This is a genomic window from Kamptonema sp. UHCC 0994 (assembly GCF_029167235.1).
GTDB lineage: Bacteria > Cyanobacteriota > Cyanobacteriia > Cyanobacteriales > Microcoleaceae > Kamptonema.
Map to the genome: position 1 here is coordinate 1 of NZ_JARFTR010000274.1, position 13,559 is coordinate 13,559.

The 13,559-nt window shown below is 42.6% G+C and carries 13 protein-coding genes; 5 read left to right on the plus strand and 8 right to left on the minus strand.

Annotated elements, in window-relative coordinates:
• Positions 1 to 58: 58 nt before the first annotated feature.
• From plsY to PY364_RS24280, 4 genes are all read right to left on the minus strand, one after another.
• Positions 59 to 754 (minus strand): glycerol-3-phosphate 1-O-acyltransferase PlsY, encoded by a 696-nt coding sequence (gene plsY, locus PY364_RS24265; protein ID WP_275570273.1) that lies wholly within the window; start codon positions 752 to 754, stop codon positions 59 to 61.
• Positions 755 to 855: 101 nt separating this feature from the next.
• Positions 856 to 2,085: a DUF3086 domain-containing protein gene (locus PY364_RS24270; protein WP_275570274.1), complete on the minus strand. Its 1,230-nt coding sequence runs from the start codon at positions 2,083 to 2,085 to the stop codon at positions 856 to 858.
• A 178-nt stretch (positions 2,086 to 2,263) separates the two neighbouring features.
• A complete protein-coding gene (locus tag PY364_RS24275; protein WP_275570275.1) occupies positions 2,264 to 2,680 on the minus strand; it encodes a DUF3119 family protein in 417 nt (138 codons plus the stop codon).
• 300 nt (positions 2,681 to 2,980) lie between these two features.
• Positions 2,981 to 3,781 carry an MlaE family lipid ABC transporter permease subunit gene (locus PY364_RS24280; RefSeq protein ID WP_275570276.1) on the minus strand — a complete coding sequence of 267 codons (801 nt, stop codon included), beginning with the start codon at positions 3,779 to 3,781 and terminating at the stop codon, positions 2,981 to 2,983.
• A 193-nt stretch (positions 3,782 to 3,974) separates the two neighbouring features.
• Between PY364_RS24280 and PY364_RS24285 the strand changes: the two genes are divergently transcribed.
• The 3 genes from PY364_RS24285 to PY364_RS24295 all read left to right on the plus strand — a co-directional run bounded on the left by PY364_RS24285 (position 3,975) and on the right by PY364_RS24295 (position 4,881).
• Positions 3,975 to 4,262, plus strand: a complete 288-nt coding sequence (locus PY364_RS24285; protein ID WP_275570277.1) for a hypothetical protein — start codon at positions 3,975 to 3,977, stop codon at positions 4,260 to 4,262.
• Positions 4,231 to 4,356: a hypothetical protein gene (locus PY364_RS24290; protein WP_275570278.1), complete on the plus strand. Its 126-nt coding sequence runs from the start codon at positions 4,231 to 4,233 to the stop codon at positions 4,354 to 4,356. The genes PY364_RS24285 and PY364_RS24290 overlap by 32 nt, the downstream gene beginning before the upstream one ends.
• Before the next feature lie 84 nt (positions 4,357 to 4,440).
• Positions 4,441 to 4,881 carry an Hsp20/alpha crystallin family protein gene (locus PY364_RS24295; RefSeq protein WP_275570279.1) on the plus strand — a complete coding sequence of 147 codons (441 nt, stop codon included), beginning with the start codon at positions 4,441 to 4,443 and terminating at the stop codon, positions 4,879 to 4,881.
• A 432-nt stretch (positions 4,882 to 5,313) separates the two neighbouring features.
• On the opposite strand, the gene PY364_RS24300 is transcribed toward PY364_RS24295, so the two are convergent.
• Both PY364_RS24300 and PY364_RS24305 read right to left on the minus strand, forming a co-directional pair.
• Positions 5,314 to 6,684, minus strand: coding sequence for a diguanylate cyclase (locus PY364_RS24300; protein WP_275570280.1), 1,371 nt, complete (start codon positions 6,682 to 6,684; stop codon positions 5,314 to 5,316).
• Positions 6,674 to 9,133, minus strand: a complete 2,460-nt coding sequence (locus PY364_RS24305; RefSeq protein ID WP_275570281.1) for an ATP-binding protein — start codon at positions 9,131 to 9,133, stop codon at positions 6,674 to 6,676. The genes PY364_RS24300 and PY364_RS24305 overlap by 11 nt, the downstream gene beginning before the upstream one ends.
• Positions 9,134 to 9,475: 342 nt before the next feature.
• On the opposite strand from PY364_RS24305, the gene thiL reads away from it, so the two are divergent.
• A complete protein-coding gene (gene thiL / locus PY364_RS24310) occupies positions 9,476 to 10,504 on the plus strand; it encodes a thiamine-phosphate kinase (RefSeq protein WP_275570282.1) in 1,029 nt (342 codons plus the stop codon).
• A gap of 160 nt (positions 10,505 to 10,664) precedes the next feature.
• On the opposite strand, the gene PY364_RS24315 is transcribed toward thiL, so the two are convergent.
• Both PY364_RS24315 and PY364_RS24320 read right to left on the minus strand, forming a co-directional pair.
• Positions 10,665 to 11,897: a tetratricopeptide repeat protein gene (locus PY364_RS24315; RefSeq protein ID WP_275570283.1), complete on the minus strand. Its 1,233-nt coding sequence runs from the start codon at positions 11,895 to 11,897 to the stop codon at positions 10,665 to 10,667.
• A gap of 17 nt (positions 11,898 to 11,914) precedes the next feature.
• A complete protein-coding gene (locus PY364_RS24320; protein ID WP_275570284.1) occupies positions 11,915 to 12,073 on the minus strand; it encodes a hypothetical protein in 159 nt (52 codons plus the stop codon).
• Between the two features lie 338 nt (positions 12,074 to 12,411).
• Between PY364_RS24320 and PY364_RS24325 the strand changes: the two genes are divergently transcribed.
• On the plus strand, positions 12,412 to 13,446 hold the full coding sequence (locus PY364_RS24325; protein ID WP_275570285.1) for an ATP-binding cassette domain-containing protein: 1,035 nt from the start codon (positions 12,412 to 12,414) through the stop codon (positions 13,444 to 13,446).
• The last annotated feature ends 113 nt before the right edge of the window (positions 13,447 to 13,559 follow it).

Below are 13,559 nucleotides of genomic sequence, written 5' to 3' on the forward strand. Positions count from 1 at the left end.
GGCGGTTCCTTAACCGCCAAGATGGCGGCGTTACGTAAGTAATGCGTACTGCTAGATGTTAATTACCTTCTAAACCTTGTTCAGATTCCGATGCTAATTTCTCCCCAATTTTCGGCTCCGTACCATTCAACAACCGCTGAATATTAGCACGATGTCGCACAATCACAAATACACCACCAGCAATACCAAATAACTGATAAGCTAACGGCTGACCAAAAGCAAACATCAACCCAGAAACCCCGATCGCAGCTATAATAGAACTCAAAGATACTATTCGCGAAATCGCCAAAACTAACCCAAAAATCCCGAAAGTTCCTAAACCGACAGGCCAATATAAACCTAACAAAACTCCCAAACTTGTAGCCACAGATTTACCACCAGAAAAGCCTAACCAGATAGATTTACTATGTCCTAAAACAGCAGTTAAACCTGCTAAAGTTGCCATCCAAGGCAATACTACTGTAATCTCTTTTATCCCTGCGGTTGCTGCTAGCTGAGCAGTGCTATCAAGCGAGTAGATATAACGAGTCAGAGAAATCGCGGCTATCCCCTTCAAAACATCAACTAGCAAGACTCCCAAAGCGGGCCATTTTCCCAAAGTTCTCAGCACGTTAGTTGCACCCGTAGAACCAGATCCAAACTCGCGTAAATCGATTCCTAAAACCCATTTTGCTACACTATATCCAGTCGGAATCGAACCTAGTATATAAGCAGCCAATAACACAGAAAAATTTAAAATTAACCACAATCCCATAATGAATTCACCTCAATTTTCTATCTTGAATGTAACGCCGTCCTCTGGGCGGTAAATTCACCGCCCAGAGGACGGCGCTACTATTTAGCTAACTTGTCCTATCAAAAATCTTTAGGCATCAAATTCTGCGGGTCTGGAGCAAAGGCTAACCATAGGGGAAATTGGAGGATTGATAGACTAATTTGATCCTCTGTTTCATCAATTATAATTAATGGCAACTTCCCATCTTTTACTAAACGATCTGCTTTTTGTGCGACATCTTCCGCCGCCTCAAACAAAATAATTCCCCGTTCCGGGCCAAAATCATTCCTAGTAATTCCTAGACAATCTTGCAAGCCTCTACGCCATTCTCCCAAACGTTCGGGACTGTTGGCAAGTACGAGAGTTCGCAAACGGCCGCCGTATAGCGTTCTAAGTACAGAAATTACTGTTGAAGAAATTAAGATATTTTGTAAGCGGGAACCCATTGTTCGTAAAGCTCCCTTTCCACCTTGAGTAAAAAACCAATTTGAGACTTTTTCGGCATGAATTGGTTCAAAGGTACGGCGCAATTGCCAAGGTGGGCCGTAGTAGTCGGGAAGAGTGCGATATTGGTCGAGAATGCGGCGAATTTGTTTGGCTTGTTCCTGAAAACCTTGCTCAGTAAATCGGGGATTTGTAGGTGCATCAGTAGAGGATTTAGACTCTTCAATAATTTGTTTTGGCTGTTCTTGTACTTCTGGTATTAAGTCTAATTGTTCGGCGGTACTTGCTAAATCTTGTAAACTTCCTACTAGATAGTCTTTAAAACCTTGAACTCGAATTGCTAAGTCTTGCGAAACGCCTGCGAAAGTGGTTCGCATTTCTTTTTGAATGCGATCGCGACGGCGTTCTAATTTTTCTACTTCAACTTGTAGTGATTGCTTGCGCTGTTCTAATTGACCTAAAGCGTCTTGCACTAAACGTCCGATCGCAGCTTGAGTGTCACTGAGTTCTTGCTGCAAATTAGCTTTTGTGGCAAGCAGAGTCTCAATTTCTTGTTTCAAATCCTGTTGTTGCTTTTGCAAACTGATAACTTGCTGTACTAAGTTTTCGGTAACATCGTCTTTGATGTCTGTTACCAATTCATTAATGGGATTTAATTCTGCGGCTGATTCGCCTTCAGCAATTGGCTGTATAGTCGGCTCGTCAATTGCATCCGCAATTGATAAATCCTCTGCCATTGGCTGTGCGATCGCGGACTCAATTGGCTCTGTCACGGCCTCATCCTTTGGACTGGAATCTTCTGGATTAACTGACACTTCGATTGCTTGTTGTTGATGTTCTTGGGTTTGAGTTTCGTCTGAATTCATGGGAAGTAGGGGACTGGGTTTAGGGAGTTATAGCTAGGGGCTAGGGACTAGGGGCGCTTAGGAGACAGCAAGCTTTTTAGTCATCCTCATCTTACGTTTAATTAGGTGAATTTACATAGCAGTTTTTAGTTGTATGAGAACGGGTGACAGTTAACAGTTAACAGTTAACAGTTAACAGTTAACTGACTTCATCTTTCATCTTTGAGTCCTTTCGCGGACAGCGCTGTTCTAAGCACGCCTGTAGCATTTTAGGATCGAAGAGTACCGGGAGGAAGTGAATGCTTTTGACTTCTTTAAAGTAGAACAGAATGGGTACGGCTGGCCAGAATACCTGCCAGTTAAGCCATTCTTGGTAAGGAAAGCGGCGGATCATGTCTTCTTTGCGGTATACGTCTAAGGCTGTGTCGGTGAATTGCAGGCGGATGGTTGCGGCCTGATACATCAGAAACAAGCCAAAAAGAGCGATCGCTAAAGCTACCACTTTTTGTACCAGCAGCAGGGGTACGGAAACTCCGACTAAGATTAGGGGGAGCGCGTAACTCGGAGTCAGCTCTATTGTCTCTGTTGAGTTGATCGAAGACGAAGTTACAGTCACAGGCTTAATTCCGGCTTGTAAACGAATGTTGCTAATTATTTCATTTTATCTGGTATGGCTTGCACCTGCCGATAGAAAAAAATCGGGTTTCGCTGATGGAAAAAGTCGAGTTTAATCCCGTTTATGAGAAAATTTACGAAAAGAGGGGCTAGGGGCTAGGGGCTAGGGGCTAGGGGAAGAGGGGAGCTAGAAGTTAGTAATTAGGAATTAGACTTTTTAAGACGAAAAGAAGAATTAATTTCCATTTCACCTCTTCCCTAGTCCCTAGCCCCTAGTCCCTAGCCCCTTTTCCTATAATTTTCAATTCCCTAGCCGCTGGAGCGCCATACTCCCAGTACCTTGAAACATTAACCAAGACAGAAAAAAATTGCAGATAAAGATCGCAAGCATAGAAGTCACAACAGCAGTCGTAGTGGACTGTCCAACACCTTTAGCACCACCAGTAGTAGTCAAACCCCAACTCGTACCAATCACCGCAATTAAAGCGCCGAAAACAAAAGCTTTGATAGCCGGGGCGCAAATATCCCAAGGCGTGAGAAAGTTACGGGCAGAGTCCAAAAACACGACTGGGGAAACGCCGTACAGCCTGGTAGCAATCAGCAGACCTCCAGCCATACCAGTTACCAGAGATAAGATTGTCAAAATTGGCAACATTAGACAGCAAGCAATAACGCGAGGAATTACCAGATAATCGATGGGGTCAGTTTTGAGGATATAGAGAGCATCAATTTGCTCTGTTACTTGCATGGTGCCGATTTCAGCAGCGAAAGCAGAGCCTACTCGCCCAGCAATAATCACTGCTGTCAAGACTGGGCCGAGTTCGCGAGCTAAAGAGAGAGCTAGTACACCGCCAACGGCGTTAGTTACACCCAAGGCAATAAACTCCCGCGCTACCTGAATGGTAAACACCATACCCACAAAACCAGCAGTCACCAAGGCGATGAGTAGGGATTCTGGGCCCACAGCCACCATTTGGTCAAGGGTGTTGCGGCGATGAATATTGCGAGTGAACAGGTGCAGAGTCACTTGGCCGCCTAGCAGTATTGCTGCTAGAAACCGCTGACTCCACAATCCCAGGCCGGAAGAATTAGTCTGACTCAAGGTTAAGGATGACTGTAACAACAGCAGAGAAAAATGAAATGTATCTACAAATCTTAAACAAGTTTCTTTAACTGAAAATTTAAGTTTTCTGACAGATTCGCTGCAAAAGAGCGATCGCTTCTATCGTAGAAAGAGGGTAAGTGAATTTCACTTGTATGCCTGTAGGCAGTTTAGCCGATTTGTGAGTCTCTATATGAGCATTGTGCCTAATTTTCTTCGCTCTCTACTGCTGACAAGTCTTTTCAGCTTTGTCGCTCCGCTATTGTTAATCGGGACAGGGTTGAGCTGTTCTTACTTAATTAGTCATCTGCCCTACCTGCAAGAGGTTGGTCACTTGGGAGCAGACCAGATTTTGAAGTTCCTAGCAACTTTTGGCAATGGTAGCCCCGTTGAGGGATTTTTAGTAATTGGTATTACCTTTAGTCTGGTGGGAGTGTTGTTTGATACTTATGCTTTTTGTCAAAACTTACGAGGCGGTTAACCGTACAATTGGTTCGGAGATTAACACTTGGGGTGAAAGAGTGCTAATGTACGGGAATGCGATCGCGATCGTGGGAGAAAACCGAATCCCCTAATTTGGAAATTTTTCATACATTAGAGACAGGTTAAATCAAGGTTTCTTCAAAGCCTAAAAATTCAGAAGATTGGAGGTATTGATTATGTCTCTTATTCGTTTTGAACCGTTCCGGGAAATTGATACTTTGCAGCGGGAAATGAATCGCTTGTTTGAGAATTTTACGCCGCCGGTAGAGCGTGGTTCTAATGGTGTTGCATTTATGCCTGCTGCTGAGCTGCACGAAACTCCAGAGGCTATTCACTTAAGGCTAGAAATTCCTGGTTTAGAGGCTAAGGATTTGGATGTGCAAGTGACGGCTGAAGCTGTTGCTGTTAGCGGGGAACGCCGGTCTGAAACTAAGACGGAAGATAAAGGCATTACTCGTTCTGAGTTCCGTTATGGTTCTTTCCGCCGCGTGATTCCTTTACCTGCACGCATTCAAAATGACAAGGTGGAAGCTAAGTACAAGGATGGGATTTTGAATCTGAATCTACCTAAAGCTGAAGCGGAAAAGAACCGCGTGGTTAAGGTGTCACTTGATTAATATTTGGTTAGTATTCGACGTTAGCTAGATATAGCGGTTTCCAACTTGATGAGGTACAGCTATAAGGGGGGATTGTTTCTTCATTCATCTTGTGGTGTACCTCACCCGGCTGTCAGCCGCTGTATCTTGCCTCGAGTCGAATACTGACCAAACTCTCTGAGCTATTTTCATCATCAACCGTCTAGTAATCGGACAAATTTAAGAAACTTAACTATCGGCTTTTCAGTCCGAATATTAAATACCCTAATTAGGATTTACACTCTTAATCTGTAACACTAGCTACAGCTTATACTACTTCTGAAAAATATTGCTACATAGAAATTATAGGCAATCGTACTGACTATCAACAAAAAACCAGGATGAATTACAACTGGCGAAAAGTCTTGTCTAACGGTATAATTCCCCCTTCCTCAAAAAAAACGCCCCGATTTTTCAACAATTTGTACTCCAGCGATCGCGCCCCTGTTGTTTAGCATCGTACAAAGCTTTGTCTGCATAGGCTACCAGTGTATCTGGTTGAACTTCCAAGGTGGGTATGAGTGAGGCAATACCCAAACTGACTGTGACGATCTCCTTCACGTCAGACTGTGCATGGGGAATCGCCAGATCGTGAATTCCTTGCTGAATGTTTTGTGCCACCTTAATCCCTCCTTTTAAATCCGTATTCGGGAGGAGTAACACAAATTCTTCTCCACCGTAACGCGCTGCTAAATTGGTGGGACAACGGACTACTTTTTGTAATGTTTGCCCTATTCTAATTAAGCAATCATCCCCAGCCAGATGACCGTAGTAGTCGTTGTAGGATTTGAATTTATCAACGTCCAATAAAATTAGAGAAAGTGGCTGATTTTCTGGCGCTAGGCGTTGCCATTCACTTTGAAGACGATTGTTGAAACAGCGACGGTTAGCCACTTGAGTCAAGCCATCTAGATTTGCCAGTTCTTCTAATTTTTGATTGGCATCTTGCAGAGCCAATTCAATTTGTTTGCGGGCGGTAATATTACGGATAGTAACGGAAAAACCATCTCCTAGCTTGACTGCTACGAAGTGAAACCAGCAAGATTTTTCTGATTCATAGTAAAAATCCTGTTCTAAAGATTCCCCCGTCTCGACAATATTAACGAAGCGATCAAATAATTCTAGATCAATATTACTAAAAAACTTTTTGAGTACCAATTTGCCAATCATGTCTTCACGACTGCATTTAAAAGCTCTAGCAATCACGGGGTTGACGACTAAACACTCAAAATCCTCAATCTCCCCTGTTTCGATATGACGAACAGCCTGCATTGCCGCAATACCATCAAGGGAACTATTCAAAACACTAGCCAGTAAAGCCCTCGATTGATAAAGTACCTCTTCTGTTTCCCGGCGCTTAATATTTTCTTGTTGCAGAAGCTGTTGCTGGCGTTGAATGGTTAACTGATTTTCCAGACGCGCCACTACTTCTTCGATTTGAAATGGTTTGGTGATGTAGTCTATAGCCCCTGAATCAAAGGCGGTTACTTTGTCGAAGACATCATCTAAAGCACTAATAAAAATTACTGGAATGTGGCTAATATCTGCATCAGCTTTGAGAGTTCTACAGACTTGATAACCATCCATTTCAGGCATCTTAACATCTAAAAGAATCACATCTGGTCGCTTTACCTTCACCGTTTTCAGTGCCATCCGCCCACTGGTAACGCTGCGAACAGTGTAGCCGAGTTTGAGGAGCGCATCGCTTAGTAATTGTAGATTTTCTAGAAGATCGTCTACAATTAGAATATTACCTTTATTTTCGATGCCAGAATTAAGATTCATTGCCACTCCGGGGTTCTACTAAATCAAGAATCTGCTCAAACTTAAATTGACTGGCAAGTTTTGTAAGGGATTTTATCAAACGAGTTTCTGTTTGGGGAATTTCTCCTACAACTTGTAACACGAGGTTAGTATTTGCCTCAAGTGCAGCTTCGTATAATTGAGTAATCCATTCTTGAGTCATACAGGTTAAATCTGCCGATGTCAAGGGACGTGTTTCTGTATCATCCAAGACAGGAGATATTGTTTCTGCATAGATATATTTGACTCCCAAATGCTTGGCTAGTGCGTCAAAAATGGTGTGTTCAACGAAGGGTTTGCGAACAAAGTCATCACATCCAGCCGAAAGCACGATCGCCTTTTCTTCTTCCAACACACTCGCCGTTAACGCGATTACAGCCGTAGCATTGCCTTTAGTGGTAGATTTGATGTATTTTGTCGCTTCGTAGCCATCCATAACTGGCATCCTCATATCCATCCAGATTAGGTGCGGTTCCCATTCATCCCAAATGGCGATCGCCTCTTGTCCGTTACTAGCTTCTTTCACCTCAAATCCCAAGGGACTGAGCAACTTAATTAGTAATTGTCGATTAATATATTTATCATCGACTGTGAGAATTTTGTAGCTAAGTTGACCGGGAGCAAGTGCTAGCACTTGGGGATATTCTCCTGTAATCTTGCTGTTGGTTTTTTCGCCCAATTTTACCTTAATATAGAATGAGAAACTTGTACCTTTTCCTAATTCGCTTTCTACAGAAATATCTCCCCCCATCAATTGCACAAATTTCCGGCTAATTGCTAAACCTAAACCCGTTCCTTCCTGCATTTCTTTTCCTGCTTGGGCTTGACTAAAGGCATCAAATAGTTTTGGCAGTTCTGCTGCTGCAATACCCACCCCAGTATCGCGAATACGGAAATGCAAATTAAAAACATCTGTGGTTTCTTGTTCTCCCAGAAAGACATTCAAAGTGATTTGACCCTCGGAAGTAAATTTGATGGCATTGCTGAGTAAATTAATTAAAACCTGACGCAGTTTTACTTGATCGGTACAGATATAGCGCGGCACATTTTCTGTTCGCTGGAATACCAAATTCAATCCGGCATTATTAGCCCGCAGATGCAACATATCTTCTAAATCATTCAGCAAGATATGTAGGTCAAAGTCTGTAAGATTAAGGGTGGTTTTACCTGCTTCGATTTTTGATAAATCGAGTACATTATTAATTAGCGTTAATAGATAATCACCACTGCGATAGATAATTCCGGCATTTTCGTATTGTTCAGGGGGCATATTTGTGGCGCGTACCATCAATTGCGAAAAGCCGAGAATAGCATTGAGGGGCGATCGCAATTCGTGGCTCATATTGGCAATAAATGTACTTTTGGCTTGATTGGCGGTTTCTGCTTTCACTGCCAACTCTCGGGAAATATTCTCACTTTCCTGCAAAGCAATAGTACGCTGAATCACTCTTTCTTCTAATTCCGCATTAGCTTGTTGTAATTTCAAAGCCGCTTGACGATTTTCCGAAACAATCGCAGATGTCACCATTGTCGTAAGGGAAAGTACCCCCACAAATAAAAGTAGTAACAAAAGGGAATTACTAGCCAATGCCACCTTATAAAAAATACCAATTTTATAAGCCGTAGTGATAAAAGCCATACTACAAATGGCGGTGACTAAAATAGTAGTAACTTTCTGACTAAAACGAAAAACAGACCATAAGAGAGGGGGTAAAAGTAAATATTCTACAGGTTGACTCTCAAATAAGGCAAATTTAATGACTATTCCCAAAAGAATAGCAATAATCAGAAATTCTCCACTAAGCCAAGACTGCGGGGCATAAAATTTCTGTTTTTTAAAACAAATTAACAAAAAAGGTGTAAAAAGTAAGATACCTATACTATCACCAATCCACCAACCCGTGAAAGTTTTTAGAAAGTCAGACAGGGGGACAAGTTTCTGATAAGTGAATGAACAAGCCCCGATCAAAGCGTTGGGTAAACTAACTCCCAAAAAACTAACGGCGATAAAAATTACTACATGATTGACTTCATTAAAAGGAAATTTTGTGCGAGTTAACCGTCGAATCACAAATACTGCCAATAAATTCCAAATCGTTACACTAATACTATTGAGGAAAACAGTATTCCATAAACTTGGGGATATCGACCAGGCCATGATTAAGGTCGCAATAAATTGACCCATAAAGATACCTAACCAACGAGAATAACCCCACTCCAATAAAGTGGCGAACATCCATCCTGTTCCGGGCCAAACGGGTGAAATATATGGTGGGATAATCGTAAGACTCGAAAATTCATGATTCGGGAGAAACCAACAAATCAAAGGATAAACAATCGAAATAATCAGAACTTGAAGCCACCATTGGGGATTTTTTATTTCTAAGCCTAGACCATTTAAGAGGTTAAAAAAATGTTTTTTTGCGATCATTTTTCAGGTATCAACTTGCTTTACAAAAACTGTCAAATCTCAATTGTGAACCATTAAAGGTTCAATTAAATCACTTTAAGTCTTGATTATCTAGCAACCCATCCCATCAAAGCACCGATACCAAATGTCGTCAATAGGATACCCGCCGCAGCCACTAAAGAACGGGCAGATGTCGTCACCCTTGTAAGTTCCCTCTGGCGAACCAGAGAATTCACCGCCTCGGCAATTTGCCCCTCTTATTTCTCAACCGCGATCAGTTCGTAAGTCGCCAGAGTCCTGTTAATCTAAGCCAAAGAGCGATCGCACGCTAACTCAAAATCCTCTGGAAAGTCGTTAAAAATAATGAAAATTAAAGACATCGGAGAACAAGGCTTATTAGCAATTCTGCAAAAGTTTTGCCCCCCTGAAATTATCGGAGATGATGGCGCAATTATCCCTACCCATGCCGATAAATCTCTGGTGATTACCACTGATATGCTCGTTGATGGAGTACATTTTAGCGATCGCACTACGACACCCCAAGATGCAGGATGGCGTGCTGTTGCTGCTAATTTATCCGATCTGGCGGCGATGGGAGCATCACCCTTAGCGATCGCTGTGGCACTTAGCCTTACCCCTGACACTCCTGTGAGTTGGGTAGAGCAACTCTACCAAGGGATGACAGCTTGTCTGCAAGAATACAATACCCCGATCGTGGGCGGCGATATTGTGCGATCGCCCCTCATCGCTCTAGCTATTACTGCTTTCGGAGAAGTTGACCCCGCCTGCGCTATCCGCCGCCGCAGCGCCCAACCAGGTAATGCGATCGTCGCCACTGGCCCTCACGGAGCCTCACGCGCTGGGCTAGAATTGCTCCTTAACCCTCAATTAGAGACATCACTTACTCCCCCCGAACGTTCATGGCTAATACTCGCTCACCAGCGTCCAAAACCCCGATTAGATGTATTACCGATCCTCTGGGAAATTGTAGATTCTAAACTTTTACAATGGGAGTCAAAATCGAAAATTGAAATCGCAGGAATGGACAGCAGCGATGGTTTAGCAGATGCGATTATTCAAATTTGTCATGCTAGCAATGTTGGAGCTAAAATCGATCGCAATCAAATCCCTATTCCTTCAACTCTTCACCGCTTAGTCTCAGCGGAAAAAGCACTAAATTGGGGATTATACGGTGGTGAAGACTTTGAGCTAATTCTATGCCTTCCCCCGGAAATCGCTCAAAAGTTAATACAAAAGTTAGGAGCTGGAGCAGCTATAGTGGGAAGTATCACAAAAAATCCTGATATTTTGTTGGTAGATAGTAACGGCATTTATCCAGAGGAAGAGTTAAATCTTAATAAAGGATTTCAACACTTCTTACCTGTTAACTGATAACTGTTAACTGTTAACTGTTAACTGATAACTGTTAACTGTTAACTGTTAACTGATAACTGATAACTGAATCGCGTGTAGGTTAAATCTGTTGTCGAATCCGTTGTCTATTTAGCGATTACCAATTAGCAATTAGCAATTAGCAATTACCCATTACCCATTACCCATTACCCATTAACTGTTTAAATATAGCATTTTGCATAATAGATTCAAAGTCTATTTCATTTATTGCTAGTTGCTTGCACATATTTGGATTGAGATCGAATGCTCGTTTCAAGTTTTCTAGAGCTAATTCTATTTGACCTTGAAGAGCATAACAACGAGCCTTATTATACCAAATTCGATAAAAATCTGGTCTAAGTTTAGTGGCGTTATCGTAAGAATCAATAGCCGCATCATATTTTTGTAATTTAGTGAGGGCAACGCCTCGATTGTTCCAAGCGTCTGTATAATCATTTCTGATTACTAATGCTTGATTGTAAGAGATAACTGCTTCTTCATACTTTTGCATTTTTGAGAGGGCAACTCCTCGATTATTCCAGGCATCAGCATAGTCTGATTTTGCTTGAATTGCTTGTTCGTAACAGACAATCGCTTCTGGAAGCTGCTGCATTTCTAATAATACTACTCCTTTATTATTCCAGGCATCGGGGTAGTTTGGGCGAATTTTTGTTGCTTGTTCGTAGGAATCAATTGCTTCTGAATAGCGCTGCATTCTTGTCAGCACTACTCCTCGATTATTCCAAGTATCTGCTAGTTCTGGCTGAATTTGTAGGGCTTGATTGTAAGCGTTAACTGCCTCGTCGTAGCGATTTTCAAAGAAATAAGCATCTCCCTGTTTGGCATAGTCGCTACCACTCATCAATTGTTTGCGATCGCCATATTTTACAGGGGTAAATTCTTGAATTTCGGGGTCTGTGAACAAAATATCAGTGTCCTCTTCAACCCATTTTCCCTGCTGATTGAGTTCGTCTAAGACGGTTTGAGCTTCAGTGAGGACTGTTTTTAATTGAGAAATTGTATCGTCTCTAAGACTAGCAATTTCTTGCTGAGCGATAGCTGTTTGCTGAGCTAATTTTCCTAGCAATATCCAAACGCCGACAGCGGCGGCTGTAGGAAAGAAAGTAAGTACAATTAAAAAAATATTCAGCATGGATGCTGTGCGGCGAAAAGCGCTGTCAACTTCTTGAGAGACGCGATCGCGAATCTCGTCTTTTACCTGACTTTCTTGTAAATCCTGCTGTTGAGCTAATAGCCTCCCCGAAGTCGCAGGGGGAGACGCAGTAGCACTTGGAGAGAGTAAAATACTGGCGATCGCGATCCCGCAAACTGCTGTAAAGATGTTGGACAAACCAATTACCCTCGCGATCGCTACCAAATTTCGGATTTTCATGAGCTTTGTACGCTTCTTTACCACTCTTTAAACAGACTATTAAATCTAGGATATCTGTCGGTGCCTACTGCTGACCAAGGCTGAGTACGCCTACCCAGGGTTATTGCCCCTACAAGAGCATGATACAGCCCTGCACCGCCAAAACTAGATAGGCAATCGTGGTCTGACTGCATCATAATAAAAATGTAATATTAGCTCTAAGCTTTATGTCTGATTGGGATAGATACTATAAAATGGCTATGCCTATCAATCTCTGACAAGCGCATAGTCAAACAATAATCAAACAATCGAACACTCTGATTTAATTCAGGGTATTTTTTTATTTTTATTGTTAATTTATGGATGAGTTAAAGCGGAAGTTGCCGTTTAAATGCGATCTTATCGGATAAGAAAAATACTAGAATGACTGGATGGCTAGGATGACTCAATAAATGAGTTCGCTTACCCTAAATTGGCTGAAAATAAGCAGTCTCAAGCACAGCTTACGGGAATTGTACTAGAAAACTGACCGACAATGGCTAAAAGCACTGAGTACACTGTAAAAATCCAGAATCTTAAGAAACGCTACGGTACTGTTGAAGCCGTCAAAGATGTTTCCTTCCAGGTGGAACCAGGGGAGATTTTTGGTTTGCTCGGCCCCAATGGTGCAGGCAAAACCACTACTCTGCGGGCTTTGTGTACGTTGATAGCCCCCGACAGCGGACGCTTAGAGGTATCCGGGATTTCAGTTATAGAGCAGCCGAGATTGGCTAGACAACGCCTTGGCTATGTGGCTCAAGAGGTTGCTTTAGATAAGGTGCTGACGGGGCGCGAACTTTTGCAATTGCAAGCCGCTCTCTACCATTTGCCCCGGTCGATAATTAAAGATCGGATCGATCGCGCGATCGCATTACTCGGTTTAGGGGAATGGGCGGATAAAAAGACAGGTACTTATTCCGGTGGTATCCGCAAACGACTTGATTTAGCTGCGGGACTTTTACATCAACCGGATGTTTTAGTTTTAGATGAACCGACAGTCGGGCTCGATATAGAAAGCCGCGTTGTAGTTTGGGACTTTCTGCGACAGTTGCGGGAGTCAGGGACAACAATATTGATTACCAGCCATTATCTCGAAGAGGTTGACGCTTTGGCGAACAGAGTAGCAATTATCGATAAGGGTGTAGTGATTGCTGCGGGTACGCCAGAAGAATTAAAGGATAAAGTAGGAGGCGATCGCGTTACTCTCCGCATCCGCGAATTTTCGCCGATTGAGGAAGCCGAAAAAGCAAAATCTCTGTTACAATCTTTGCCTTTTGTACAAGAAGCGATCGTGAATACTGCTCAAGGTAATTCTCTTAATTTAGTGGTAACACCTCAGAGTGATGCACTTTTGAATATCCAACAAGTAATTAGAGATGCGGGCCTTCCTACTTTTGGGATTGCTCAATCTCGACCGAGTTTAGATGATGTTTATTTGGCGGCGACGGGGAGGACGCTCTTAGATTCTGAGTTAGAAGCTTCTAGTCGTCGAGATTTGAAGGCCGAGCAAAAAGCGGCTATGCGCTCTTAGTTTGAAGGAAGAAGGAAGAAAAAAGAAGTAAAAAGTAAGAGTCAACTTTCTTTCTTTGATAACTTACATAACGCCGCCCTCTAGGTAGTAAAAATACCACCCACAGAAGGGCC